This window comes from Streptomyces sp. NPDC047917 (assembly GCF_043204345.1).
Taxonomy (GTDB): Bacteria; Actinomycetota; Actinomycetes; order Streptomycetales; family Streptomycetaceae; genus Streptomyces; species Streptomyces sanglieri.
This window is the reverse complement of the sequence record NZ_JBIDCA010000016.1, coordinates 159,461-185,918: the sequence shown is the minus strand read 5'-3', so window position 1 is coordinate 185,918 and position 26,458 is coordinate 159,461. Positions and strand designations below refer to the sequence as shown.

22 protein-coding genes are annotated in these 26,458 nt (G+C 71.0%); 6 read left to right on the top strand and 16 right to left on the bottom strand.

Translation table 11 applies throughout. The features are described 5' to 3' along the window. Positions 1-38: 38 nt before the first annotated feature. Positions 39-749: a hypothetical protein gene (locus tag ACGF8B_RS34595; RefSeq protein ID WP_392746158.1), complete on the bottom strand. Its 711-nt coding sequence runs from the start codon at positions 747-749 to the stop codon at positions 39-41. A gap of 66 nt (positions 750-815) precedes the next feature. On the opposite strand from ACGF8B_RS34595, the gene ACGF8B_RS34590 reads away from it, so the two are divergent. Beyond that, positions 816-1,073, top strand: a complete 258-nt coding sequence (locus ACGF8B_RS34590; protein ID WP_392746157.1) for a DUF6011 domain-containing protein — start codon at positions 816-818, stop codon at positions 1,071-1,073. Between the two features lie 11 nt (positions 1,074-1,084). On the opposite strand, the gene ACGF8B_RS34585 is transcribed toward ACGF8B_RS34590, so the two are convergent. Continuing rightward, positions 1,085-1,957 carry an acyl-CoA thioesterase gene (locus ACGF8B_RS34585; RefSeq protein ID WP_392746156.1) on the bottom strand — a complete coding sequence of 291 codons (873 nt, stop codon included), beginning with the start codon at positions 1,955-1,957 and terminating at the stop codon, positions 1,085-1,087. A 49-nt stretch (positions 1,958-2,006) separates the two neighbouring features. Then, positions 2,007-4,580 (bottom strand): DEAD/DEAH box helicase, encoded by a 2,574-nt coding sequence (locus ACGF8B_RS34580; protein ID WP_392746155.1) that lies wholly within the window; start codon positions 4,578-4,580, stop codon positions 2,007-2,009. A gap of 78 nt (positions 4,581-4,658) precedes the next feature. On the opposite strand from ACGF8B_RS34580, the gene ACGF8B_RS34575 reads away from it, so the two are divergent. Beyond that, positions 4,659-5,450, top strand: a complete 792-nt coding sequence (locus tag ACGF8B_RS34575; protein WP_392746153.1) for a metal-dependent hydrolase — start codon at positions 4,659-4,661, stop codon at positions 5,448-5,450. Continuing rightward, positions 5,447-6,076 (top strand): class I SAM-dependent methyltransferase, encoded by a 630-nt coding sequence (locus ACGF8B_RS34570; RefSeq protein ID WP_392746151.1) that lies wholly within the window; start codon positions 5,447-5,449, stop codon positions 6,074-6,076. Before ACGF8B_RS34575 ends, ACGF8B_RS34570 begins: the two co-directional genes overlap by 4 nt. A 50-nt stretch (positions 6,077-6,126) precedes the next feature. Here the strand turns inward: ACGF8B_RS34570 and ACGF8B_RS34565 are convergent, their stop codons facing one another. From ACGF8B_RS34565 to ACGF8B_RS34545, 5 genes are all read right to left on the bottom strand, one after another. After that, positions 6,127-7,908, bottom strand: a complete 1,782-nt coding sequence (locus ACGF8B_RS34565) for an ABC transporter ATP-binding protein (protein WP_392746150.1) — start codon at positions 7,906-7,908, stop codon at positions 6,127-6,129. Continuing rightward, positions 7,905-9,797 carry an ABC transporter transmembrane domain-containing protein gene (locus tag ACGF8B_RS34560; protein WP_392746148.1) on the bottom strand — a complete coding sequence of 631 codons (1,893 nt, stop codon included), beginning with the start codon at positions 9,795-9,797 and terminating at the stop codon, positions 7,905-7,907. Before ACGF8B_RS34560 ends, ACGF8B_RS34565 begins: the two co-directional genes overlap by 4 nt. A 231-nt stretch (positions 9,798-10,028) precedes the next feature. Continuing rightward, complete coding sequence (locus ACGF8B_RS34555; RefSeq protein WP_392746146.1) at positions 10,029-11,477, bottom strand: Gfo/Idh/MocA family protein; 1,449 nt, start codon at positions 11,475-11,477, stop codon at positions 10,029-10,031. A 213-nt stretch (positions 11,478-11,690) separates the two neighbouring features. Continuing rightward, the gene (locus ACGF8B_RS34550; protein ID WP_392746145.1) at positions 11,691-14,642 is read right to left on the bottom strand and encodes an FAD-binding and (Fe-S)-binding domain-containing protein; all 2,952 of its coding nucleotides are present in this window, start codon (positions 14,640-14,642) and stop codon (positions 11,691-11,693) included. A gap of 73 nt (positions 14,643-14,715) precedes the next feature. Continuing rightward, entirely contained in the window at positions 14,716-15,159 is a 444-nt protein-coding gene (locus ACGF8B_RS34545) for a MarR family winged helix-turn-helix transcriptional regulator (RefSeq protein WP_124719176.1), read from the bottom strand. 166 nt (positions 15,160-15,325) lie between these two features. Here ACGF8B_RS34545 and ACGF8B_RS34540 point away from each other — a divergent pair, with 166 nt between their 5' ends. Both ACGF8B_RS34540 and mltG read left to right on the top strand, forming a co-directional pair. After that, a complete protein-coding gene (locus tag ACGF8B_RS34540; protein ID WP_392746143.1) occupies positions 15,326-17,131 on the top strand; it encodes an ABC transporter ATP-binding protein in 1,806 nt (601 codons plus the stop codon). A 383-nt stretch (positions 17,132-17,514) separates the two neighbouring features. Further along, positions 17,515-18,363, top strand: coding sequence for an endolytic transglycosylase MltG (mltG, locus tag ACGF8B_RS34535; RefSeq protein ID WP_392746141.1), 849 nt, complete (start codon positions 17,515-17,517; stop codon positions 18,361-18,363). Between the two features lie 13 nt (positions 18,364-18,376). Here mltG and ACGF8B_RS34530 read toward each other — a convergent pair whose 3' ends face one another. From ACGF8B_RS34530 to ACGF8B_RS34505, 6 genes are all read right to left on the bottom strand, one after another. Next, positions 18,377-19,540 (bottom strand): NAD(P)-binding domain-containing protein, encoded by a 1,164-nt coding sequence (locus tag ACGF8B_RS34530; protein ID WP_392746140.1) that lies wholly within the window; start codon positions 19,538-19,540, stop codon positions 18,377-18,379. A 107-nt stretch (positions 19,541-19,647) separates the two neighbouring features. Beyond that, positions 19,648-20,856: an LLM class flavin-dependent oxidoreductase gene (locus tag ACGF8B_RS34525; RefSeq protein WP_392746138.1), complete on the bottom strand. Its 1,209-nt coding sequence runs from the start codon at positions 20,854-20,856 to the stop codon at positions 19,648-19,650. Then, positions 20,853-21,881 carry an ABC transporter substrate-binding protein gene (locus ACGF8B_RS34520; protein ID WP_392746136.1) on the bottom strand — a complete coding sequence of 343 codons (1,029 nt, stop codon included), beginning with the start codon at positions 21,879-21,881 and terminating at the stop codon, positions 20,853-20,855. Before ACGF8B_RS34520 ends, ACGF8B_RS34525 begins: the two co-directional genes overlap by 4 nt. A gap of 66 nt (positions 21,882-21,947) precedes the next feature. Further along, a complete protein-coding gene (locus ACGF8B_RS34515) occupies positions 21,948-22,730 on the bottom strand; it encodes an ABC transporter ATP-binding protein (RefSeq protein WP_392746135.1) in 783 nt (260 codons plus the stop codon). Then, positions 22,703-23,596: an ABC transporter permease gene (locus ACGF8B_RS34510; RefSeq protein ID WP_392746133.1), complete on the bottom strand. Its 894-nt coding sequence runs from the start codon at positions 23,594-23,596 to the stop codon at positions 22,703-22,705. Before ACGF8B_RS34510 ends, ACGF8B_RS34515 begins: the two co-directional genes overlap by 28 nt. Positions 23,597-23,829: 233 nt before the next feature. Next, complete coding sequence (locus ACGF8B_RS34505) at positions 23,830-23,913, bottom strand: putative leader peptide (RefSeq protein ID WP_350692898.1); 84 nt, start codon at positions 23,911-23,913, stop codon at positions 23,830-23,832. 92 nt (positions 23,914-24,005) lie between these two features. On the opposite strand from ACGF8B_RS34505, the gene ACGF8B_RS34500 reads away from it, so the two are divergent. After that, positions 24,006-24,431 carry a secondary thiamine-phosphate synthase enzyme YjbQ gene (locus ACGF8B_RS34500; protein ID WP_392746132.1) on the top strand — a complete coding sequence of 142 codons (426 nt, stop codon included), beginning with the start codon at positions 24,006-24,008 and terminating at the stop codon, positions 24,429-24,431. Positions 24,432-24,617: 186 nt separating this feature from the next. On the opposite strand, the gene ACGF8B_RS34495 is transcribed toward ACGF8B_RS34500, so the two are convergent. Continuing rightward, positions 24,618-25,367, bottom strand: coding sequence for a DUF6390 family protein (locus tag ACGF8B_RS34495; protein WP_392746131.1), 750 nt, complete (start codon positions 25,365-25,367; stop codon positions 24,618-24,620). After that, the gene (gene hypE, locus ACGF8B_RS34490) at positions 25,368-26,456 is read right to left on the bottom strand and encodes a hydrogenase expression/formation protein HypE (RefSeq protein WP_392746129.1); all 1,089 of its coding nucleotides are present in this window, start codon (positions 26,454-26,456) and stop codon (positions 25,368-25,370) included. Between the last annotated feature and the right edge of the window lie 2 nt (positions 26,457-26,458).

Genomic DNA, 26,458 nt, shown 5'->3' with positions numbered 1-26,458 from the left:
CGCTCCGGCCGGTGCGGTCCGGGCCGCGCGGGCCGGGCTCACCGCCGCTCGTCGTCCCAGGGCGTGCCCATCCAGCTGTCGAAGGTACGGATCAGCGCGCTCAGGGCCGCCGCCAGCCGCCGGTCGACCCACGGCGCGTGGACATGGACCTCGTCGTCGTCCGAGAAGAACTCCAGCGGCACCTCCCGGCCGGCCCGCCAGATGATCCGCCTCGGCCCGCGCGCCGCATCGCCGCCGCCGGACAGCAGGCTGCCCACGCCGATGGCCACCTGGACGGGCAGCAGCAGCCACCACACGTACCACCAGAAGATCCGGCCCTTGAACCCGACCGCCTCCGGGCAGCCCGTCTGGGCGACCGTCCAGCGGGTCCGCAACCCCTTGCCGTAGAGGGCTTTCTCGCGGACCAGGGTGCCGATCGGCTCGCCCTGCGCGCCCAGCACCCGGTACGTGGCGACGCCGTCGGCCGCGGACACGGTGACCAGGGTGGCCAGCCGCGCCCGGCGCCCGGCGTCGGCCCACAGCACGAAGGAACGCACCCCCGACTTGCGGGCCGCCAGATACGCGGGTATCCCGCCCTCCGGCAGTTCCCGCTCCACATGGGCGACCACCCGCGACTCGCCGCCCGGCGCGTCGGTGAACTCGACGACATGGCCGACGGGCGGCAGCACCCCCGGGGGCGTGGCCCGACCCTCCGTCCTGCCGTTCCTCGTCGGCCGGGACACCGGTTTCGTCGTCAGCACGCTGGTCACCAGGGAACTCCTCCGTCATGTGCTCGGATGTCGCACAGTAGACGGGCACCCTGAGAAGATCGATCCGTGGAGTCCGCCGAACCCTTCCCCGAACCGCTTCCCGGCGCCGTCGCCGGAGCCGAGCCCTCGCCCGAGGACGAGCAGAGCGGCCGGACCGCCCGGCGACGGGTGGTGCGCTGCCGCATGTGCGGCCGCCCGCTCACCGGCACGGCCTCACGCCGCACCGGCCTCGGCCCCGCCTGTGACGCCAAGCTCCACCCGGCGCCCCCGGACATCCGCACCCGCCGCCACGAGGTCGAGCAGGACCCGCTGCCCGGCATCTGAGCCGGACACGGCTACCCACCGAGACGGCGGAACAGCCCCTCCTGCACCACGGACACCAGCAGATTGCCGCCCCGGTCGTAGATCCGGCCACGGGCCAGTCCCCGGCCGCCCGTCGCGACCGGCGACTCCTGGTCGTAGAGGAACCACTCGTCCGCACGGAACGGACGGTGGAACCACATGGCATGGTCCAGCGAGGCCATGTCGAAGCCGCGCGGCCCCCACAGCGGCTCCACCGGGATACGGACCGCGTCCAGGAGCGTCATGTCACTGGCGTACGTCAGCGCGCAGGTGTGCACCAGCGGGTCGTCGCCCAGCGGGCCGACCGCGCGCATCCACACCGCGCTGCGCGGATCGGCGTCCCTGACCTCCTCCTTCGTCCAGCGCAGTCGGTCGACGTACCGGATGTCGAACGGCTGCCGCCGGGCCATTCGCTCAAGCGCGTCCGGCAGCGAGCCCAGGTGCTCACGGACCTCCTCGGCGACGGTCGGAAGCTCCTCGGGGTCCGGGACCTCGCGGGCCGGCGGCAGCTGGTGCTCGAAGCCCGCCTCCTCCGGCCGGTGGAAGGACGCCGTCAGATTGAAGATCGTCCGGCCCTGCTGGACGGCGGTGACCCGGCGGGTGGTGAACGACCGGCCGTCCCGGACGCGCTCCACCTCGTAGACGATCGGCACCCCCGGCCGCCCCGGGCGGAGGAAGTACGCGTGCAGCGAATGGACCGGCCGGTCCCCGTCGGTGGTCCGGCCGGCCGCCACCAGGGCCTGTCCGGCGACCTGCCCGCCGAAGACCCGTTGCAGGGACTCCTGGGGGCTGCGGCCACGGAATATGTTGACCTCGATCCGCTCCAGGTCGAGCAGATCGACCAGGCGCTCGGCGGGATTCGTCATGCCGTTCGTCCCCACTCCCGCAGCGGCGCAGCCCCCGCGGCGTACGCCCTCACAGCTGACCGACGGAGGTCACTCGGACGACGGCCCGGCCCTCCTCGTCGGAGGCGGTCAGATCGATCTCCGCGCTGATGCCCCAGTCGTGGTCGCCGTTCGGATCGGCGAAGGTCTGCCGGACCCGCCACAGCCCGTGCGCCGCGTCCTCGTCGATCTTCAGCAGCTTCGGACCGCGGGCGTCCGGGCCGGTGCCCAGGTCGTCGTACTCGTCCCAGTAGGCGTCCATCGCATCGCCCCACGCGTCCTCGTCCCAGCCCGCCTCGCCGTCCAGGGCGCCGAGCTCGCCCACCTTGTCCAGCGCGGCCAGCTCGACCCGGCGGAACATCGCGTTGCGCACCAGCACCCGGAAGGCGCGGGCGTTGGCCGTCACCGGCTTCACCTCGTCGGCCCGCTCCTGCGCCTCCTCGGCGGTCTCCACCTCCGGGTTGGCGAGCTGCTCCCACTCGTCGAGCAGGCTGGAGTCCACCTGACGGACCATCTCGCCCAGCCAGGCGATCAGATCCTCCAGGTCCTCGGACTTGATGTCGTCCGGGATGGTGTGCTCCAGCGCCTTGTACGCACCGGCCAGATACCGCAGCACGATGCCCTCGGTACGGGCCAGCTCGTAGTTGGAGGTGAACTCCGTGAACGTCATGGCACGTTCGTACATGTCACGGATCACGGACTTCGGCGAGACCGGGTGGTCGCCCACCCACGGGTGGCTCCTGCGGTACACGTCGTAGGCGTGCCACAGCAGCTCGCTCAGCGGCTTCGGGTACGTGACCTCCTGGAGCAGCTCCATCCGCTCCTCGTACTCGACACCGTCCGCCTTCATCTGCCCGACGGCTTCGCCGCGCGCCTTGTTCTGCTGCGCGGCCAGGATCTGACGGGGGTCGTCGAGCGTCGACTCGACGACGGAGACCATGTCCAGGGCGTACGAGGGGGAGTCCGGGTCCAGCAGGTCGAACGCGGCCAGCGCGAAGGTCGACAGCGGCTGGTTGAGCGCGAAGTCCTGCTGGAGATCGACGGTGAGCCGGACGATCCGGCCCTCCGCGTCCGGCTCGTCGAGCTGTTCCACCACACCGCCGTCCAGCAGCGAGCGGTAGATCGCGATGGCCCGGCGGATGTGGCGCAGCTGCGCCCGGCGCGGCTCGTGGTTGTCCTCCAGCAGGTGCCGCATCGCCTCGAAGGCATTGCCGGGACGTGCGATCACGGACAGCAGCATGGTGTGCGTGACCCGGAAGCGGGAGGTCAGCGGCTCCGGGTCGGACTGGATCAGCTTGTCGAACGTGGTCTCCGACCAGGCGACGAAGCCCTCGGGGGCCTTCTTGCGGACCACCTTGCGCTTCTTCTTCGGGTCGTCGCCGGCCTTCTTGACGGCCTTCTCGTTCTCGATGACGTGCTCGGGCGCCTGTGCCACGACGAAGCCCGCCGTGTCGAAGCCGGCCCGGCCCGCGCGGCCGGCGATCTGGTGGAACTCCCGGGCGCGCAGCGTACGCACCCGGGTGCCGTCGTACTTGGTGAGCGCGGTGAACAGCACCGTGCGGATGGGGACGTTGACACCGACGCCGAGGGTGTCCGTACCGCAGATCACCTTCAGCAGACCGGCCTGGGCGAGCTTCTCCACCAGACGCCGGTACTTCGGCAGCATGCCCGCGTGGTGCACCCCGATGCCGTGCCGCACATAGCGGGAGAGGTTCTGGCCGAACTTGGTGGTGAAGCGGAAGTTGCCGATCAGATCGGCGATCTTCTCCTTCTCCTCCTTGGTGCACATGTTGATGCTCATCAGCGACTGCGCCCGCTCGACGGCCGCGGCCTGGGTGAAGTGCACGATGTAGACGGGCGACTGCCTGGTGTCCAGGAGCTCGGTGAGGGTCTCGGTGATCGGGGTCAGCCGGTACTCGTAGCTGAGCGGGACCGGCCGGGTCGCCGAGCGCACCACGGAGGTGGGGCGGCCGGTGCGGCGGGTCAGGTCCTCCTCGAACATCCGGACGTCGCCGAGCGTCGCCGACATCAGGATGAACTGGGCCTGCGGCAGCTCCAGCAGCGGGATCTGCCAGGCCCAGCCGCGGTCCGGCTCGGCGTAGAAGTGGAACTCGTCCATCACGACCTGGCCGATGTCGGCGTACTTGCCGTCCCGCAGCGCGATGGAGGCCAGCACCTCGGCCGTGCAGCAGATCACCGGGGCGTCGGCGTTGACCGAGGCGTCGCCGGTGAGCATGCCGACGTTCTCCGTACCGAACAGCTTGCACAGGTCGAAGAACTTCTCCGACACCAGCGCCTTGATCGGCGCGGTGTAGAAGGTGACCTTGTCCTGGGCCAGCGCGGTGAAGTGCGCACCCGCCGCGACCAGGCTCTTTCCGGAGCCGGTCGGGGTGGAAAGGATCACGTTCGCGCCGGAGACCACCTCGATCAGCGCCTCCTCCTGGGCCGGATAGAGGGTGATGCCCTGCGTCTCGGTCCATGACGAGAAAGCCTCGAAGAGGGCGTCGGGGTCGTCGGTCGGGGGCAGCTGATCGATAAGGGTCACGCCCCCATCTTGCCTGCCTTCCGCCCGGATGAGGGAACCGGACGACGGTATGAAGATCATGGGCGATACGCTTCCCACTCAACTCGCCCGTGCCCGGGCGGCAATGACAGTGACACGACTCTGGGGGCGGGAAGAACCATGATGGGACCGGCACACTCTCTGTCGGGGGCAGCGGCCTGGCTGGGGGTGGGCGCGGCGGCGGCGGCCGCCGGCCATGCGATGCCGTGGCCCGTCCTCGTCGTCGGGGCACTGATCACCGCCGGGGCCGCGCTCGCCCCGGACCTCGACCACAAGTCCGCGACCATCTCACGCGCCTTCGGGCCGGTGTCCCGGGGGCTCTGCGAGATCGTCGACAAGCTCTCGCACGCCGTCTACAAGGCGACCAAGATGCGCGGCGACTCCGGCCGCAACGGCGGCCACCGGACGCTGACCCACACCTGGGTGTGGGCGGTCCTGATCGGCGCCGGGGCCTCCGCCGCGGCGGTCACCGGCGGCCGGTGGGCGGTCCTGGCGATCCTCTTCGTCCACCTGGTGCTCGCCGTCGAAGGGCTGCTGTGGCGGGCCGCCCGGATGTCCAGCGACGTCCTGGTCTGGCTGCTCGGCGCGACCAGCGCCTGGATACTGGCCGGAGTCCTCGACAAGGCGGGCAACGGCTCGGACTGGCTGTTCACCGCCCCCGGCCAGGAGTACCTCTGGCTCGGCCTTCCCATCGTGCTCGGCGCCCTCGTCCACGACATCGGCGACGCGCTGACCGTCTCCGGCTGCCCGATCCTGTGGCCCATCCCGATCGGCCGCAAGCGCTGGTACCCGATCGGCCCGCCGAAGGCCATGCGGTTCCGGGCCGGGAGCTGGGTGGAGCTGAAGGTGCTGATGCCGGTGTTCATGGTGCTCGGGGGAGTGGGCGGCGCGGCCGCTCTGAACTTCATTTGACCGGGAGGAGGCCGGAGAGCCCGGCCGGCACCGCGGGCTATGCCGAAGCGGCCGCTGTGCTCGCGGAGCAGTACGAGAGCGTGTCCTTCGCGGAGGTCCACCGCGAAGTGCTCGATCTGTTCCCCTCCCGGCCCGGTGCCGTCCTGGACATCGGTGCGGGCAGCGGACGCGACGCCGCGGCGCTGGCCGGCCTGGGACACCGGGTCCTCGCCGTCGAGCCGACCGCGGAGCTGCGCTCGCTCGGCCGTCGGATCCACGCGGACCGGGCCATCGAGTGGATCGACGACTCGCTGCCGGAGCTACGGGTGCTCCGCGGCCTGGACGCGCGGTTCGACCTGATCCTTCTGACGGCTGTCTGGATGCATCTGGACAGCCGTCAGCGGGAGTCCGGGATGAAGAGCATCGCCGGCCTTCTCGCGGCCGGCGGCCAGGTGTTCCTCTCCCTGAGACACGGTCCGGTCCCTGCGGGACGGCGGATGTTCGACGTCTCGGCGGACGAGACCGTCGCACTCGCCCGTAGCCACGGCCTGGACCCGGTGCGCCTCGCCGGGCGTGAGGACCTGCACGCCCGGCCGGGTGTGCGGTGGAGCTGCCTGGGGCTGCGCCGGAACGCGGATGCCGGCTGAGGCCCACCCCGCAGCTGCGCGGACTCACGGCCGGCAGCGCCACCGCCCTCTCACCCGTGCCAGGACCGCCAGAGCGCCGCATACGCGCCGTCCGCCGCCACCAGCTCGTCATGGCTGCCCAGCTCGCTGATCCGGCCGCGCTCCACCACCGCGATCACGTCCGCGTCGTGCGCGGTGTGCAGCCGGTGGGCGATCGCCACGACCGTGCGGCCGTCCAGCACCCGGGCCAGTGAACGCTCCAGATGGCGGGCGGCCCGCGGGTCCAGCAGGGACGTCGCCTCGTCCAGCACCAGTGTGTGCGGATCGGCCAGGACCAGCCGGGCCAGTGCGATCTGCTGGGCCTGCGCCGGGGTCAGTGCCAGGCCGCCGGAGCCGACCTCGGTGTCCAGCCCCGCCTCCAGGGCCTTCGCCCAGCCGTCCGCGTCGACCGCCGCCAGCGACGCCCACAGCTCGGCGTCCTCGGCTCCCGTCCGGGCCAGCAGCAGATTGTCGCGCAGCGAACCGACGAACACATGGTGCTCCTGGTTGACCAGCGCCACATGCGTACGTACGTCCTCCGCCTTCATCCGCGACAACTCGGCGCCACCGAGCGTCACTTCGCCCGCACGCGGGGCGTAGATACCGGCCAGCAGCCGGCCCAGCGTGGACTTGCCCGCGCCGGACGGGCCGACCAGGGCCATGCGCGTACCCGGCGCGACGTCCAGTGACACCCGGTGCAGCACGTCGAGCCCGGCGCGGTACCCGAAGCGCACCTCGTCGGCACGGACATCGCGGCCGTCCGGGACGACCTCCGCGTCGCCCGCGTCCGGCTCGATGTCCCGCACCCCGACCAACCGGGCCAGCGACACCTGAGCGACCTGCAACTCGTCGTACCAGCGCAGGATCAGACCGATCGGATCGACCATCATCTGCGCCAGCAGCGCGCCCGTCGTCAGCTGCCCCACGCTCAGCCAGCCCTCGATGACGAACCAACCGCCGAGCATCAGCACCGCGCCCAGAATCGTCACATAGGTGACATTGATGACGGGAAAGAGAACGGAACGGAGGAAGAGCGTGTACCGCTCCCATGCGGTCCACTGCCGGATACGGGTGTCCGACAGCGCGACCCGGCGCGCACCCAGCCGGTGCGCCTCCACGGTCCGTCCGGCATCCACGGTCTCCGCGAGCATCGCGGCGACCGCCGCGTATCCAGCGGCCTCCGAACGGTACGCGGACGGCGCCCGCCTGAAGTACCAGCGACAGCCGAGGATCAGCACGGGCAGCGCGATCAGCACCGAGAGCGCCAGCGGCGGAGCCGTCACGGTGAGAGCGCCCAGCAGCAGCCCCGCCCACACCACACCGATCGCCAGCTGCGGCACGGCCTCGCGCATCGCGTTGGCCAGCCGGTCGATGTCCGTGGTGATCCTGGAGAGCAGATCGCCGGTACCGGCCCGCTCCAGCACCCCCGGCGGCAGCCCCACCGACCGTACGAGGAAGTCCTCGCGCAGATCGGCCAGCATCTCCTCACCGAGCATCGCGCTGCGCAGCCGCATCAGCCGGGTGAACACCGTCTGCACGATCAGCGCGAGCGCGAACACCCCGGCGACGCGCCCCAGATGAAGGTCGCGCACCCCCTCGGAGAGGTCCTCGACCAGCCCGCCCAGCAGATACGGGCCGACGATCGACGCGATCACCGCGACGGCGTTGAACGCGACGAGCACGGTGAACCGCCCGCGATGGCGCCGCAACAGCTCCCGTACATAGCTCCGCACGGTGGTGGGGGTGCCGACCGGCAGGGTCGTAGCCGACTCCGGCGCGGCCGGGTCGTACGCCGGTACTGCGACGCCGATCATGCCCGTTCCTCGATTTCCTCGATCGTTGCGGTCGCGCCCCGGGAGGTCGGGGCCTCGATCTCGTCGTCCGTCTCACGTGTCACGACCGCCCGGTAGCGGGGGTCCGTGTGCAGGAGCTCACGGTGCCCGCCGACCGCGACGACGGTGCCCCCGTGCACCAGCACCACCCGGTCCGCGAGGTCGAGCAGCAGGGGCGAGGAGGCGAACGCCACGGTGGTACGGCCCTGGCGCAGCGCCTTGATGCCGGCGGCGACCCGGGCCTCGGTGTGCGAGTCGACCGCGGAGGTCGGCTCGTCGAGCACCAGTGCCTCCGGGTCGGCCACCAGGGAGCGGGCCAGCGCCAGCCGCTGGCGCTGGCCGCCCGAGAGGGACCGGCCGCGCTCGGTGATCCGGGTCGTCATCGGGTCGCCGTCCGTGGCGGCGGACGCCTGCGCCAGGGAGTCCAGCACATCGGCGCACTGCGCCGCCGTCAGCGCGTCCTCGGCGGTGACCCGGCCGGACGACGGAACGTCCAGCAGCTCGCGCAGCGTCCCCGAGAGCAGCACCGGGTCCTTGTCCTGGACCAGCACCGCGGTCCGGGCGGCATCCAGCGGGAGGTCGTCCAGCGGCACACCGCCGAGCAGGACGGACGGGGCCGTCCGTGCCCCGGTCTCCCGGTCCCGTACGGCGGCGTCCGCGCCCTCCGCCGCGGCGGGACCGTCCTCGTCCGGGTCGGTGTCCGCCTGGGCGTGCCCGCCGAGCCGCTCGGCCAGCCGGCCCGCCTCGTCCGGATCCCCGCAGACCACCGCGGTGAACAGACCGTCCGGGGCCAGCACGCCGGTGACCGGGTCGTACAGATCGCCGGTCGGTGCGGAATCCACGGCCGGTGCGGCACCGGCACCCGACGGCTCGGTCGTGCGCCGCAACGACAGCACCCGGACCGCACGCCGGGCGGACGGCCGGGAGAAGGAGTACGCCATCGCGATCTCCTCGAAGTGGCGGAGCGGGAACAGCATCAGGGTCGCCGCGCTGTACACCGTGACCAGCTGGCCGACCTCGATCCGGCCGTCCCGGGCCAGCACCGCCCCGTACACGACCAGCGAGATCAGCAGCACGCCCGGCAGCAGCACCTGGATCGCCGAGATCAGCGACCACATCCGGGCGCTGCGCACCGCGGCCTCGCGGACCTCCTGGGAGGCACGCCGGTAGCGGCCGAGGAACAGCTCCTCGCCACCGATCCCACGCAGCACCCGCAGCCCCGCCACGGTGTCCGAGGCCAGCTCCGTGGCCTTGCCCGCCTTCTCGCGCTGAAGATCCGCGCGCCGGGTCGCCCGGGGGAGCAGCGGCAGCACGGCGAGGGCCAGCAGCGGTACGGCGACCGCCACCAGGACGCCCAGCGACGGCAGGTACAGCACGAGTCCCACACAGATCAGCACCAGCGCCGCGGCCGCCGCGGCGAACCGCGAGAGCGCCTCGACGAACCAGCCGATCTTCTCCACATCACCTGTGGAAACAGCGACCACTTCGCCCGCCGCGACCCGACGCGTCAGCGCCGAACCGAGCTCCGCGGTCTTACGGGCCAGCAGTTGCTGGACCCGGGCGGCCGCAGTGATCCAGTTGGTGATCGCCGTCCGGTGCAGCATCGTGTCGCCCACCGCCATCAGCACGCCCAGTACCGCGATCAGCCCGCCCGCCCAGGCGAGCCGGCTGCCGGAACGGTCGACGACCGCCTGGACGGCGAAGCCGACCGCGGGTGGCAGACCGGCGATGGAGCACTGGTGCAGCAGGCCCCAGGACATGGCTGCGAGCTGGCCCTTGAGCTGATTGCGGCCGAGCCAGAGCAGGAAGCGAGGACCTGACCGGACATCGGGATCGCCTGGATCTGGGTAGGGAAGATCGCGAATCTGCATGACGTCCCATGGTTCGGTGTGACGGTTCGTTCGGTGCGACGGCCCGTCGGGTACGACGGACATCGGGTGGAAGACCCAAACCGTGCAAGGTTCGCCCCGGGACGTCGGTCGGGGCAATTGGTTTTTTCACCGCGAACGGTGCCGGTCACGCCGTCGTCGCGACGCGCGCGCGGGCGGCCCGGGTACGTGCCGCGGGGGCCGGTCCGGCCCCCGCGGCGGTGTACCGGCCGGTCAGGCCTTCTCCGGGTTCTCCGAGTCCATGCCGGAGCGGGCCTTCTTCCACTCGCCGCGGGTGAAGTCCGGGATCTGCTGCGGCGCGCCCTTCGCCTTGATGGACAGATGGCTGAGCGGCACCGGCGACGTCCAGGTCGCCGCGTCGTACACATCGAAGTCGGGGACGAGCCCGAGCCGCATGCACTGCATCAGCCGGAACACCAGCATGTAGTCCATGCCGCCGTGACCACCGGGCGGGTTGGCGTGCTCCTTCCACAGCCAGTGGTCCCACTCCTGGTACTTGGCGAAGTCGCCCCAGCTGTCATTGGTGTGGTCGGGCTCGATGTAGATGCGGGCGGGGTAGTCCTCGAAGACGCCCTTCGTGCCGCCGAGGCTGTTGATCCGCGAGTACGGATGCGGAGTGGACACGTCGTGCTCCAGCCGGATGACCCGTCCCTTGGCGGTCTGGACGAGACTGATGGTGCGGTCGGACTCGACGTAGGTCTCCTTCCAGCTCGGGTCGCCGGCCGGCATGTGCTTCTCGCGGTACTCGGCGAGCCCGAGGGACGGGGAACCCACACTGGTGATGCTCACCGCACGGTCGCCGCGGTTGATGTCCATGTAGTTGGCGACCGGGCCGAACCCGTGATTGGGGTAGAGGTCACCCCGCAGCCGGGTGTGCCACAGCCTGCGCCAGGGGCCCTCGTAGTAGTCCGGGTCGAACATCAGGCCGCGCAGATCGTGGTTGTAGGCGCCCGCGCCGTGCAGCAGATCGCCGAAGAGACCGGCGTGCGCCATGCGCAGCACCCGCATCTCGTTCTGCCCGTAACAGCAGTTCTCCAGCTGCATGCAGTGGCGCCTGGTCCGCTCGGACAGGTCGACCAGCTCCCAGAGCTGGTCGAGCCGGAGCGCGATCGGACACTCCACACCGACGTGCTTCCCGTTCAGCATGGCGGTCTTCGCCATCTGGAAGTGGAAGTCCCAGGGCGTCGCCACATAGACGAAGTCGATGTCACCGCGCTTGCAGAGGTTCTCGTAGTCCTCCTCCCCATTGGCGTAGACGGCGGGCGCCGGCTGACCCGCGGCGGTCACCTTCGCCGCGGCCTGCTGCGCCTTGGCCTTGACCGGGTCGCAGACGGCGACGACCTGTACGCCGCTCACGGCGAGGAAGAGATCGATCATGCTGCCACCGCGGTTGCCGAGGCCGACGATGCCGACCCGCACGGTGGACCGTCGGTCGAAGGGGACGCCCACCATGGTCCGGCCCCGGCGCTTCGGAGCGGCCGTCGGGTCGGCGGCGGCCTCCGGTCCCCGGCCGGGGGCGGCAGCCGCGGAGGAGCTTCCGAGGGCGCCGAGCCCGAGGCCGGCCCCGGCCACTGTGGCGGTCGTCCAGAGGACCGAGCGGCGGCTCATGGATCCCTCGTCGCCACCCTGCGTACCGTCGTGTCGCTGTGCTGCGTCGTTCATCGATCCTCCAGAAAGGGGGTCTGACGTGCGCGGCTGATGCGTGAACCTCGGTAAGGACCCTGATAGTTGGGTCTGCTGTTGCGCAAGGGGAGGGATTGGACTCCTGTGCCGAAACCATGGACTTTCGTGCCCGCACGGAAACGCCGGGCGGGCTCGAACGCGTCGAGCCCGCCCGGCGGTCCGGGGCGGTTGCGGGGCCGGACGGCCCTGTGATCAGCGCACGGCGGGCCCCGGCCGGGTGGCCCGCTCCAGCTCCATCAGCACCGAGTAGTACGACTGCCCCGTGGCCCGGTCCATGCCGATCTCGCACATGCGGTTGGCCGAGAGGTAGGCGTCGTACTCGCGGGACTTCACCTCGGCGGCCTCCTTCGCCGTCGCCGAGGCCGTCAACTCCTTGTGCAGCATGCCCCGGTCGCCCGCGAAGGCGCAGCACCCGGCGTCGTCGGGGATCACGACCTCCTCGGCACAGGCCTCCGCGACCGTACGCAGCTGCTCCACATCGTCCAGATGCTGCATGGAGCACGTCGGATGCAGGACCGCCGAACCGGTCTTCCGGAGGACCGTCAGCTCCGGAAGCAGCTCCTCGGCCGCCCAGACCAGGGAGTCGACGATGGTCAGCTCCCGGTGCAACTCCCGGTTGTCATCGGTGAGATACGGCACCACCTCATGGGCGATGCCCAGGGTGCAGGACGAGGCGTCGACCACCAGCGGCAGCTTTCCGCCGGCCGTCCAGCCCCACGCCGCCTCCACGATGCGGTTGGCCATCACGGTGTTGCCCTCGTCGTACCCCTTGGAGTGCCAGATCGTCGCGCAGCAGGTCCCCGCGACATCGTCCGGGATCCACACCGGCTTTCCGGCGCGGGCGGACACGGCGACGACGGCCTGCGGCAGTGAGGGACCACGATGGCCCTCGGGGCCGCCGAAGATACGGTTCACACACGCCGGGTAGTACACGGCGCTCGCTCCGGCACGGGAGGTCCGGGGCAGTTTCCGGGCGGCGGCGCCGGGGATCTCGGGCAGCCACTCGGGCACCAGATCGGGGCGTACGGCCCTGCGGGCGAGAGCGGTGATGGTCTCCAGCGGTCCGTCACCGAGCCGGTCACCGATCCGGTCGGCCGCGGCCACCGCGAGCCGTGCCGCCGCCTCCACCGCCTTGAAGTTCTTCGCCGTGAGCGCCGCGACCCGTTCCTCGCGCGGCGAGTGCCGCCGGTGGCGGAAGTCCTTCATCATCGCGCCGGTGTCGATGCCCACCGGACAGGCGAGCTTGCACGTGGAGTCGCCCGCACAGGTGTCGACGGCGTCGTAGCCGTAGGCGTCGAGCAGCTGCGTCTCCACCGGGGAGCCGTCCGGCTGCCGCAGCATCTCCCGCCGCAGCACGATCCGCTGACGCGGGGACGTCGTCAGATCGTGGCTGGGACAGGTGGGCTCGCAGAAGCCGCACTCGATGCAGGGATCGGCGATCGCCTCGACCTCGGGAATGGTCTTCAGCCCGCGCAGATGGGCCTTCGGGTCGCGGTCCAGGACGATCCGGGGCGCCAGGACACCGTCGGGGTCGATGATCTGCTTGGTGCGCCACATCAGCTCGGTCGCCTTCGGACCCCACTCCAGCTCCAGGAACGGGGCGATGTTGCGGCCGGTGGCGTGCTCGGCCTTCAGGGAGCCGTCGAAACGCTCCACCGTCAGCCGGCAGAAGTCGTCCATGAACGCGGCGTAGCGGTCGACGTCGGACGGCAGCGCCGCGTCGAAGGCGAGCAGGAAGTGCAGATTTCCGTGCGCCGCGTGACCGGCCACGGCGGCGTCGAAGCCGTGCTCGGCCTGGAGCCCGAGCAGCGCCTCGCAGGCCTCGGCCAGCCGGGACGGCGGCACCGCGAAGTCCTCCGTGATCAGCGTCGTACCCGAGGGGCGGGAGCCGCCGACCGCGGTGACGAACGCCTTGCGGGCCTTCCAGTAGCCGGCGATGACCTTGGCCTCGCGGGTGAACGCGTTGGTCACCGAGGGGACGGGCGCGACCAGGTCCAGGCCCTCGACGGCGGCCGCCGCGGCCCTCTCGTACGCCTCCTGACCGGACTCGTCCGGAGCACGGAACTCCACCAGCAGCGCCGCGGTCTCCTTGGGCAGCTCGGCCCAGTCCGCCGGCACGCCCTGGACGCTCACCGAAGCGCGCAGCGTATTGCCGTCCATCAGCTCGACGGCGATCGCCCCCGCCTCGTTGAATCGGGGCACGGCGGCCGCCGCCGCGGTCAGCGACGGGAAGAACAGCAACGCGGTGGAGATCCGGCGGTCCAGCGGCAGCGTGTCGAAGACGACCTCGGAGATGAAGCCGAAGGTGCCCTCGGAGCCGACCATCAGACCGCGCAGGATCTGGACCGGCGTCGCACCGTCCAGGAAGGCGTCGAGGCGGTAGCCGTTGGTGTTCTTGATCTCGTACTTGGCGCGGATCCGGGCCGTGAGCTCCGGATCCGCCTCGATCTCCGCCTTCAGGGCCAGCAGCCCCTCGCACAGCTGCGGCTCGGCGTGGGCCAGGGCCTCGTCCGCGGCCGGGTCACCCGTGTCGACGACGGTGCCGCTGGGCAGCACGAAGGTGAGGGAGGAGACCGTGCGGTACGAATTACGGGTGGTGCCCGCCGTCATTCCGGAGGCGTTGTTGGCGACGACCCCGCCGATCGTGCAGGCGATCGCGCTGGCCGGGTCGGGGCCCAGCAGCCGGCCGTGCCGGGCGAGGGCGGCGTTGGCCCGCACGACCGTCGTGCCCGGGCGGATCCGGGCCCGCGCGCCGTCGGCGAGGACCTCGATGCCCGCCCAGTGGTGGCGGACGTCGACGAGGATGTCCTCGCCCTGGGCCTGGCCGTTCAGGCTGGTGCCGGCGGCCCGGAAGACGACCTCGCGGCCCCGGTCGTGCGCGTACGACAGGATCGCCGAGACGTCGTCGATGTCCTGGGGGACCACGACGACCTGGGGGAGGAAGCGGTAGGGACTGGCGTCCGAGGCGTACTTCACGAGGTCGGAGACCTTCCAGAGCACCTTCTTTGGACCGAGCAGGGCGATCAGCTCGCCGCGCAGCGGTTCGGGAGTGCCCGGAGCCTGCCGGTCGGGGACCCGGTCCACGGACGGCGTGCGCACCGCGTCGGGGCGCAGTGCTTCCGGCTTCGGCTCCAGCAGTGGCATGTCGAGGTCTCCTCGGCGGTTCGGTTCGGTACCACGGCGGCGGGGGCGCCGCCCGGTGTCCAGGGGCTGCTCCTCAGCAGCGGCGCTCCGGCATTCCGTTGACCAGAGCGGACAGCAGTCCGCCGAGCACCTCGCGCTGATCGGCGGTCAGTGGGGCCAGGATCTCCTCTGCGGCGGCCCGGCGCGCGTCGCGCAGCGACCGGAGGGTGGCGAGCCCCTCCTCGGTGATCTCGATGCGCACCACCCGGCGGCTGTCCGGATCGGGGGCCCGGCGCACCCGCCCGCTCGCCTCCAGCCCGTCGACCAGGGTGGTCACGGCGCGCGGGACGACATCCAGGCGCTGCGCGAGATCGGCCATCCGGGGCGGGCCGTCGTAATGCGCGACGGTGCGCAGCAGCCGGAACTGCGCGGGCGTGATGCCGATCGGCTCCAGCTGGCGGCTCTGAATCCGCTGGAGCCTGCGGGTCACCCGCAGCAACTGCTCGGCGAGCACGCCGTCGGCGTCGGAGGAGTCCATGGAGGGAACAATATCAGGACCTCGTTCATTGTGAGTATAGGTAACAATGAGCTATGCTCTCAAAAATCGGCTCGCCGCAGCCCCGGCTCGATCCTCCGCTTCTGTCCCTTGAGCCCATCGAGACCCCGCTCCGGCCACGGCCGCCGCACGCCCGACGAAGGAGCCCATGAAACCCGACGCGATCAACTGGACACCCCCACCCCGGGACGAGAGCCGTCCGCCCGCCGAGGTGCGCCGCATCCTGCGCCTCTTCCGCCCCTACCGAGGCCGGCTCGCGCTGGTCGGACTGCTGGTCGGCGCCTCGTCGCTGGTGTCGGTCGCCTCCCCGTTCCTGCTGCGCGAGATCCTGGACACGGCCATCCCCCAGGGGCGTACGGGACTGCTGTCGCTGCTCGCCCTCGGCATGATCCTCACCGCCGTGACGAACAGCGTCTTCGGTGTCCTGCAGACCCTGATCTCCACCACGGTCGGCCAGCGGGTGATGCACGACCTGCGCACCGCCGTCTACGCCCAGTTGCAGCGGATGCCGCTCGCCTTCTTCACCCGGACCCGCACCGGCGAGGTGCAGTCCCGCATCGCCAACGACATCGGTGGCATGCAGGCGACCGTCACGTCCACGGCGACGTCACTGGTCTCCAACCTCACCGCCGTCATCGCCACGGTCGTCGCCATGCTGGCCCTCGACTGGCGGCTCACCCTGGTCTCGCTCCTGCTGCTGCCGGTCTTCGTCTGGATCAGCCGACGGGTCGGCCGTGAGCGCAAGAAGATCACCACCCGGCGCCAGAAGCAGATGGCCGCCATGGCGGCCACGGTCACCGAGTCGCTCTCCGTCAGCGGCATTCTGCTCGGCCGGACGATGGGTCGCGCGGACTCCCTGACCAAGGGCTTCGCCGAGGAGTCCGAGAAGCTCGTCGATCTCGAAGTGCGCTCCAGCATGGCCGGGCGGTGGCGGATGTCCACGATCGGCATCGTCATGGCCGCGATGCCGGCGGTCATCTACTGGGCGGCTGGCCTGGCCCTGCAGTCCGGCGGACCGGCCGTCTCCATCGGCACGCTCGTCGCCTTCGTCTCGCTCCAGCAGGGTCTCTTCCGGCCCGCTGTGAGCCTGCTCTCCACCGGCGTGGACATGCAGACGTCCCTCGCGCTCTTCCAGCGGATCTTCGAATACCTCGACCTCGAAGTGGACATCACCGAGCCCGAGAGCCCGGTCCGGCTGGAGAGCATCCGCGGCGAGATCCGCTTCGAGGACGTCGATTTCAGCTACGACGAGAAGAGCGGCCCCACCCTCAGCGGCATCGATGTGACGGTCCCGGCCGGCGGCAGCCTGGCGGTCGTCGGACCGACCGGATCCGGCAAGTCCACGCTCAGCTATCTGGTGCCCAGGCTCTACGACGTCACCGCCGGCCGGGTCACGCTCGACGGGGTCGACGTACGCGATCTGGACTTCGACACCCTGGCGAGAGCCGTGGGTGTGGTCTCCCAGGAGACCTACCTCTTCCATGCCTCGGTCGCCGACAACCTGCGCTTCGCCAAGCCGGATGCCACCGAAGCGGAAATCGAGGCGGCGGCCCGTGCGGCCCAGATCCACGAGCACATCGCCTCACTGCCCGACGGCTACGACACCCTCGTCGGTGAGCGGGGCTACCGTTTCTCCGGCGGTGAGAAGCAGCGGCTGGCCATCGCCCGCACCATCCTGCGCGACCCACCCGTCCTGGTGCTCGACGAGGCGACGAGCGCCCTCGACACCCGTACGGAATTCGCCGTGCAGGAAGCGATCGACGCCCTGTCCGAGGGGCGCACCACCATCACCATCGCGCACCGGCTCTCCACGGTTCGCGACGCCGACCAGATCGTCGTCCTGGACCACGGCCGCACCGCCGAGCGCGGCAGCCATGAAGAACTCCTCCAGCGGGGCGGGCGCTATGCCGCACTGGTCCGGCGGGACACCCAACTGGCCCCGGCGACAAGCTGATCGGCGGGGTCGGGCGTGCCCGGCCGAGGCCGGACACGCGGCGACGCCGCCGCTCCCGTGGGACGGGGAGCGACGGCGCCGGGCGGAGCGATGGTCAGACGAGCCAACCCACGAAGTGGATGATGCCGGCGAGCAGGTTGGTGATGACGTTCATTCGGTGTTTCTCCTTGTGCGTATTGCAAATCTGGGACAGCACAGTCGCGGTCTGCAGCCCGTCGCTTGCGCCCTGTAATCATCCAGCGCCGCACGGGAGTTGAGCAACGAATCCCGGAACGATCACGCGTTCCAGCGAACATCCGATCCCCTGTTCGTGTGTTCCATTCAAGAACTGCGGGCCCGTGTCGTCCGGGCCCGGGTCCCGGACCCCGGGATAGCGTGCCCGCATGGTGAACGAATCGCCGGAATCGCCGCCCGGTCGCACTCTCCGCCCGCCCCGGCGCGGCCGTCTGGTGCTGTTCATCGGCGTAGTCCTCGTCCTGATCGTGGCCGCGGCCGTGCTCGTACCGCTGCTGACGAGGGGACCGGAGATCGAGCGGGCCCGCTCGCTGGTGATCCCCGAGGGATGGCGGGCCTCCCAGGTCTACCAGGCGGTCGACAAGTCCCTCGATGCCGAGCCCGGGACCACCGAGAAGGCCGTCACCACGGCGGACCTGCCGCTGCCGGCCGCGGCGGAGGGCAACCCCGAGGGCTACCTCTTCCCGGCGACGTACCCCGTCACCTCCGGCACGACCCCCCAGAGTCTGCTCAGGTACATGGTCGACACCGCGGTCGAACGATTCGGCGCCGACCACATCGCCGAGGGCGCGCAGCGCAACGGTGTTTCGGTGTACCAGACGGTGACGATCGCCTCCATCGTGCAGGCCGAGGCGGACACCACGGCCGACATGGGCAAGGTCGCCAGGGTCGTCCTCAACCGGCTGGACCGGGGCATGCCGCTCCAGATGGACTCCACGCTCAACTACGCGCTGAACCGCAGCACCCTGCACACCACCACGGGCGACACGAAGATCGACAGCCCGTACAACAGCTATGAGCGCAAGGGGCTGCCTCCCACGCCCATCGGGAATCCGGGGGAGCAGGCGATGACGGCGGCGATCGACCCCACTCCCGGAGCCTGGCTGTACTTCGTCACGGTCGCGCCGGGGGACACCCGATTCACCAGCAGCTACACGGAACAGCAGCGAAACGTGGCGGAGTTCAACCGCAACCGCCGCAGCGCCTCCGGCGGCTGAGCGCCCGAGCCCGTCAGACCATGACGGGCGCGAACACCTCATCGGCGTCCCCCTCCACCGTGTCCGCCCCCTCCACCGTGTCCGCCCCCTCCACCGTGTCCGTCCCCTTCAGCAGCCGGCCGATCTCGCGCACCGCCGCCCGCCCCGCCCGGTTGGCCCCGATCGTGCTGGCGGACGGCCCGTACCCGACGAGATGGATACGCGCGTCCCGCACCGCCCGGGTGCCCTCGACCCGGATGCCACCGCCCGGTTCGCGCAGCTTCAGTGGCGCGAGATGGTCGATGGCGGCCCGGAACCCGGTGGCCCAGAGGATGACATCCGCCTCGACCGTCCGCCCGTCGTCCCACGCCACCCCGTTCGGAGTGATCCGGTCGAACATCGGCAGCCGGTCCAGCACGCCCGTCTCGCGGGCCCGCCGCACCGCGTCCGTGAGCGGCAGACCGGTCACGGACACCACGCTCTGCGGCGGCAGCCCGCGCCGCACCCGCTCCTCCACCATCGCCACCGCGGCCCGCCCCAGCTCCTCGTCGAAGGGCCCGTCCCGGAAGACCGGCGGCCGCCGCGTCACCCAGTACGTCTCGGCCGCCACCTCGGCGATCTCCATCAGATGCTGCGTACCGGAGGCACCGCCACCGACCACCACCACCCGCTGTCCGGCGAACTCCGCAGGCCCGGGGTAGTGCGCGGTGTGCAGCTGGCGCCCCAGGAAACCCTCCTGGCCCGGGTAGCGCGGCCAGAACGGCCGGTCCCAGGTGCCGGTGGCGTTGATCAGGGCGCGGGTGGCATACGTACCCTCTGAGCTCTCGACCAGCAGCCGCCCGCCGTCGCCCTCGCGTACCGCGCTCACCTCGACGGGACGGTGGACACGCAGGCCGAAGGTGCGCTCGTACTCGGCGAAGTACTCACCGATCACCTCGGAGGAGGGCCGGGCCTCGTCCGCTCCGGCGAGTTCCATGCCGGGCAGCGCGTGCATGCCGTGGACCTTGCCGTAGGTCAGCGAGGGCCAGCGGAACTGCCAGGCACCGCCCGGGTGCGGGGCGTGGTCGAGCACCACGAAGTCGCGATCCGGCTCCAGGCCGGTGCGGCGCAGATGGTAGGCGCCGGACAGTCCTGCCTGCCCGGCGCCGATCACGACGACATCGACCTCGCGTGCTGCGCCCGCCCCAAATTTGTTCACGCTTCTACTAACCCTGCCGGGGGCGTAGATCTTCCCCGACCGGCCGCAGGCTTCCGCGTACCGGACCGGCCCTGCCCTCCCTGCCGGTCCTCCTTCGCTCCGACCGGTCAGCGTCCCCCGGCGATCAGCAGCGGCGCACCGCCCGCCGCGGACGCCGGCCTGCCGTTCGCGGCAGCCACTTTGAGCAGCGGCGACGCCGGCACCGTCGACAGCAGGCCGCGCGTCGCCAGCTCCGGAGTCACACCCTCGCCGAACCAGTACGCCTCCTCCAGATGCGGGTAACCCGACAGCACGAAGTGCTCCACCCCAAGCGAGTGGTACTCCTCGATCCGGTCGGCGACCTCCGCGTGACTGCCCACCAGCGCGGTGCCCGCCCCGCCCCGCACCAGACCGACGCCCGCCCACAGGTTCGGCGAGATCTCCAGCGCGTCGCGCGAGCCGCCGTGCAGCGCCAGCATCCGCTGCTGCCCGACCGACTCGCTCCGCCCCAGCGCCTGCTGGGCGGCGGCGATCGTCCCGGGATCGAGATCGCCCAGCAGCCGGTCGGCCGTCGCCCACGCCTCGCGCGAGGAGTCGCGCGAGATGGTGTGCAGCCGGATGCCGAACCGGACCGTACGGCCCTGCTCCTCGGCAAGCCCGCGGATCCAGTCGATCTTCTCCTTCACCGCGACCGGCGGCTCGCCCCAGGTCAGATAGACATCGGCATGAGCCGCGGCCACCGGACCGGCCGCAGCCGACGACCCGCCGAAGAAGATGTCCGGCAGCGGGTCCGGCGGCAGCGCGGTCAGCCCGCCCTCCACCCGGTAGTGCTCACCGTCGTAGTCGAAGGGCCGCCCGCCCCACACACCCCGCACCACCGAAAGGAACTCGGCGGTCCGTGCGTAACGCCGGTCGTGGTCCAGGTGATCACCGAACCGCCGCTGCTCCGTCGAATCGCCGCCCGTGACGACATTGAGCAGCAGCCGCCCCCGGGTGATCCGCTGATAGGTCGACGCCATCTGCGCGGCGAGCACCGGCGAGACCACCCCCGGCCGGAACGCCACCAGGAACTTCAGCCGTTCGGTGTGCTGGGCCAGCGCCATCGTCGTCAGCCAGGCGTCCTCGCACCAGGTCCCGGTGGGCGTCAGCACGGCTTCGAAGCCCAACTGCTCGGCGGCCTTGGCGATCTGCGCCAGATACTCGATGTCGGGGGCGCGTACTCCGCTCACCGGAGTGATCCGGTCCCGCTTGATCCCGCCGTCGGTGTACGCGTGCCGGTCGACGAGCGTGCGCCCGTCACCGCCGGTGGGCAGGAACCAGTGCAGACGGACGTTCATGACGAGGCCTTTCCGTAGGAGCGGGGAGCGGTGGAGGACGGCGGAAGATCGCGGTTGAAACGGGTGTCGACGTACTCCTCGAAGGAGAAGCGGCGCGGAATGAGCTCCAGACCGGCGAAGGTGTCCGCGATGGCCTGCTCGGAGGCGATCGCGGCAGGATCGAGGGCCACGGACACCCGGGTTCCGGCACTGAGCCTCACCGCGTCCAGGGCCACCTCGTACGGCAGTCCGGTCTCCTTCGCCCAGACCTTCGCCCAGGCCTCCGGGTGCTCGAAGACCCAGGACTGCGCCCGCTGCAGCCGGACCAGCAGATCGCCGATCGCCCTGGACTTCGCTCGATTCTTCAGCGCGGCCGGGGACGCCACCTGGAAGCTGAGACCGTTCACCACGCCCCGACCGGTGGTCAGCACCCGGGACTTCGTGCTGCGCAGCACCTGCGAGGTGTACGGATCCCAGACTGCCCAGGCGTCGACCTTGCCCCGGCTGTACGCGGCCAGTGCGTCCGCCGGCTGAAGGTACTTCGGCTTCACGTCCTCGATGCCGAGCCCCGCCTTCTTCAGCGAGGCGATCAGCTGGTAGTGGGCCGAACTGCCCTGAGTCACCGCGATCGACCTGCCCCTGAGCTGGGCCGGGGACTTCAGCGGCGAGTCCTCGGGTACGACGATGGCCTCACCGGCGGACGATCCGTGCGCGGCGCCCACCACGACGATCCTCGAATCGGAACCCGCCGCGAAGACCGGCGGTGTGTTGCCGACTCCTCCGAGGTCCACGGCCTGCGCATGGATGGCTTCCAGGAGGGGCGGACCCGAGGTGAAGGTCGACCACTTGATCCGGTAGCCGAGATCGTCCAGCTCACCGGAGGCCCGCAGAATCGCCTCGTAACCCCCCTTCTGGTCACCGACGTCGAGGACGACTCGGCCCTTCCCGTCGGTGTCACCGGCGGTGGAGGCGGACGTGGCACCGCCGCAGGCGGACAGCAGCAGGGTGAGGGGCAGCAGCAGGGCGGGCAGGGAGCGACTTCTCATCGGATCCTCTCTCGTCGTGCGCGGAGACGGGCGGGGTGGAGGGGCGCCCGACGGGCGGCCCCTGTCTCAGGCGGCCACGACGGATGCGGCGCCACCGGCGTCGCCGTCGACGCCCAGCTCGGTCAGCAGCCGGGAGCGCAACGCCGTGAAACCGGCACTGCTCGCACCGCGGGGCCGGTCCAGATCGACGGGCGTGTCGTAGGCGATCGCCCCGTCCCGCATCACCAGCGCGCGGTCGGCCAGCAGCAGCGCCTCGTCCACATCGTGGGTGACCAGCAGTACGGCGCAGCCCCGTCGCTGCCAGAGCTCGGCCACCAGCCGCTGTGCCTTGATCCGGGTCAGCGCGTCCAGTGCGCCGAACGGTTCGTCCAGCAGCAGCAGATCAGGTTCACGCACCAGGGCGCGGGCCAGCGAGGCGCGCTGGGCCTCACCCCCGGAGAGTGTCCTGGGCCACGCCCCGGACCGCTCCGCGAGCCCGACCTCGTCCAACGCGCGCTCCGCGACCGCTCGTTCGGGCTTCCCCGGCAGCCCCAGCAGCACATTGCGCCAGACCCGCTTCCACGGCATGAGCCGCGGCGCCTGGAAGGCGACCGCCCGCCGTTTCGGCACCAGCACCGTGCCCTCGATCTCGCGGTCCAGCCCGGCGAGCACCCGCAGCAGCGTCGATTTCCCGCAGCCGCTGCGCCCGAGCAGCGCGGTGAACTCCCCGGCGCGCAGGGTGAGATCGAGCCCGTCGATGACGGCAGTGCCGTCGAAGGAACGGGTCAGTCCCGCCACCCGCACCGCGGTCTCGGCCGGCGGTCCGGCCGGAGCGGCGGGGCTCACTGCCCCGTGAAGGTCGGTCGCCATTGCAGAAGCAGCCTTTCGAGTGTGCGGACGATGGAATCGGCGGCGAGGCCGAGGAAGGCGTAGACGACGAGGCAGACGACGATGACGTCGGTACGGAAGAACTCCCGGGCCTGGTTCATCAGGAAGCCGATCCCGGCATCGGCGTTGACGGACTCACCGAAGACCAGGGCGAGCCACGCGGTGGCGAGCGAATAGCGGAGCCCGGTCATGGCTCCGGGCAGCGCGCCCGGCAGCACCACATGCCGGACCAGTCCCCACCGGCCGAGCCCCAACGACTCACCGGCCTCGATGAGTTGGGCATCGACCCCGCGAATTCCCGCGTACACATTGAGGTACAGGTGGAAGGCGACACCGAGCGCGATGAGCGCCACCTTCGGGGCCTCACCGATCCCCAGCCAGATGATGAGGAGCGGGATCAGCCCGACCCAGGGAACGGTGCGCAGCATCTGCACGCTCGCGTCCACCAGATCCTCTCCGAGCCGGAAGAGCCCGGAAACCAGCGCGAGTGCCGTCCCGACGGCACCCCCGAGCACGAGTCCGACGGCGACCCGCTGGAGCGAGATGGTCATCGCGGACGGCAGTGTCCCGTCGGCGATCAGATCCGATCCGGCGCGGGCGACGGTGCCGGGTGACGCGAGCACATCGGCGTGCAGAACACCGGAGGCACTGAGCACCTGCCACAACGCGAGCAACAGCAACGGTCCGGCAGCGCGCCGGACCCAACGGGGCGGCGCACCCGGACGCACACCCCGCACGGCGGCCGGAACGACGGGCTCCAGGTCGAGCGACCGCCGATCGGAAGGAGCTGACGATTTCCCGGATTCTGAAGACATGTCCGGCGGTACGAGGGCGTGGCCGATGGTCATGAGGGCTCCACGAGCAGTCCACGGACAGGGGGAGTCACACCGCGACCACGGCCGCGCGAACCACTGCTGCCGTTACGGCACAGAGGTCACGCCGAGCGGCGGACGGGGCGGGATACGTCGGCACGCGTACGCGCGGGCCGGCATGGGCGGGCGTGTACAGCAGCGGGAACAGCCGGGAACATGCGGAGTGGACGCCCGGTCACCGACGTGACGGAGAGGGAGCTGAAGGAACGTCAGCAGCCGCGACGACACGCGGCGGAGGCCACCCGCAGCAGGTCTATGTGACCGCGCGAAGTGAGCAGGGCTGAACGGAACATGCCGCCGAACGTAGCGATCCATCACTGAAACGGTCAATGATGTCTCGGCAGGTGGACGCGCGATCTTGCCGCATGGGCGAGATGATGTACCCATGCCCCACGCCTTCGCCTCCAGCGTTCTGCACATCACCACCGGCACGACGGAGACCGTCACCGACCTGACCGCCGAATGCGAGCACTTCCTCACCCGGAACGCGGCCTCCAGGGATGGCCTCCTCAACATCTTCGTACCCCACGCGACCGCCGGCATCGCCATCCTGGAGACCGGATCCGGCAGCGACGACGACCTCCTGGCCACCCTCCACACCCTGCTGCCGGCCGACGACCGCTGGCAGCACCGCCACGGTCACCCCGGCCACGGCCGCGACCACGTACTCCCCGCCCTCGTCCCGCCGCACGCGACGCTGCCGGTGATCGGCGGACGGCTGGAACTGGGGACGTGGCAGTCGGTGTGTCTGGTCGACACGAACAAGGACAACCCGGACCGCCAGGTCCGCCTGAGCTTCCTCGGTCAGTAGGCCGTCCCGGGGGAGAGGCGCAGCACCACCGCGCCACGCGGCGCTGTTCCATACGCCGACGCCGGCCCTGAGAGGGATCGGTCTCTCAGCGGTGTCCTCCGACGCGCGTGGCGGGTAGCGGACGGGGAGTCATGGGATCGTCGGCCGACCGCGTCAGGGGTCGACGGAGCCGTCAGCCGTCGGCCGTCAGTTCGGAGCGCCGTGGATGCCGATGCTCGGGTCGGCGGAAGAGAGGCCCAAGTCGGCGCGCCGGCGCCCTTCGAGGGATTCGATGCGCCGGGCCTGCTCGTCGGTGATCACATCGCACACCCAGTCCCAGTGCAGTGCCACCCGGTCGCCTGCGAAGAGACCGTCGAGCAGCGTAAGTCCCCCGGCCGAACAGCGTACGGTCTCCTCCCGCCACTCACCGTCGGTCAGCCCCGCACCGTCCCAGCACAGCGGACGGGACCGCACGGTCGCGACGTCTCTGCCGGCGGCCACGACCACTCCCGTACGGATACGGCACTGGTCGAGCACGGACAGGGCGGTCGGACGGCCGCTGGACCGCAGCATCGGGGTCCACGGATACACCTCGAACACCTGGAAGCTGTGATGGGCCAGGGCACGCCGCCCGGCGTCGCGCCAGGTGCCGCCGAGCTGCCCCCGGAACCGGTCGGTCATGCGCTCCACCAGCGCGGTGGGATCAGCCAGGTCCAGCAGCTCGTTGCCGATCCAGTACGCCTCGACCACCCGCACGTCCAACGGGTCCGCCAGGCCGGCCGTCTCCGCGAGGAACTGGAGATAGCACCAGGCCCCCTCGAACTGCCGGGCGCGCCGCTCGATGTCGGCGGTCGCGTCACGGCGCAGGAGGGCCGCCGCATCGGCGGGACCGCAGTAGCCGAGCTCGTTGGGCGGGTAGGCGTATCGCGCGAACAGCAGGGCGCCCTCGGCACTCACTCAGCAGATCCTCGGTAGTTGTTCGCCGATCGGCAGCCCGATCACCCGGCTCCCGCCCAGCCCCGTCCTCGCCACGACCATCCCGGCGTGATCCGGAACGCAGCTGCCGATCCGGCAGGCGGACCTGCCCAGGGGATGGGCCCGCATGGCGGCCAGCACCCGGTCCGCGTCCTCGGCCGGGACGATCGCGATCAGTTTGCCCTCGTTGGCCACCTGCAACGGGTCCAGCCCGAGCAGGCTGCACGCGTCGCGCACCGTGGGCGGTACGGGAAGCAGCCGTTCGACCAGTTCGATGCCCACGTCCGAGGCGCGGGCGATCTCGTTCAGCGAAGCCGAGACACCCCCGCGCGTGGGGTCCCGGAGCACATGGAGGTCGGTACCGGTGGCGAGCATGGCGGCGACCAGTCCGTGCAGCGCGGCGGTGTCGCTCTCCACCGCCGTACCGAATTCGAGGCCCTCCCGGCAGCTCATCACGGCCACACCGTGCACACCGATGTCACCGCTCACGAGCACCGCGTCGCCGGGGAGCGCCCGGCGCGCGTGGATGTCGACGCCGGGCGGGATCACGCCGATGCCCGAGGTGTTGAGGTAGACGCCGTCACCACTGCCGTGCTCCACGACCTTCGTGTCCCCGGTGACCAGGCGTACGCCGGCGTCCTCGGCGGCCCGGCCCACGGCCTGCGCGATCCGGCCGACGTCACTCAGCGCCGTGCCCTCCGCGAGGATGAAGGCGGTGGACAGGAACAGGGGCGTCGCACCCGACATGGCCAGGTCGTTGACCGTGCCGTTCACCGCCAGTTCGCCGATCGACCCACCGGGGAAGAACATCGGCTTCACCACGAACGAGTCCGTGGAGAAGGCGAGCCGGGTGCCGGAGCCCACCGTGAGCACGGCCGAGTCACCGAGGTCGGCGGCGGCCGCGGCACCGTACGCGGGCAGGAACAGGTGCTCGATCAGCTCACCGGACATCGCACCGCCGCCGCCGTGGCCCATGACGACGGAAGGGACGTCCCGCAGCGGGACCGGGCAGGCCCACCCCTCGAAGTCGAGGCCGGCCACGTCGTTCACCACGGCGGTCACGTCGTGCATCG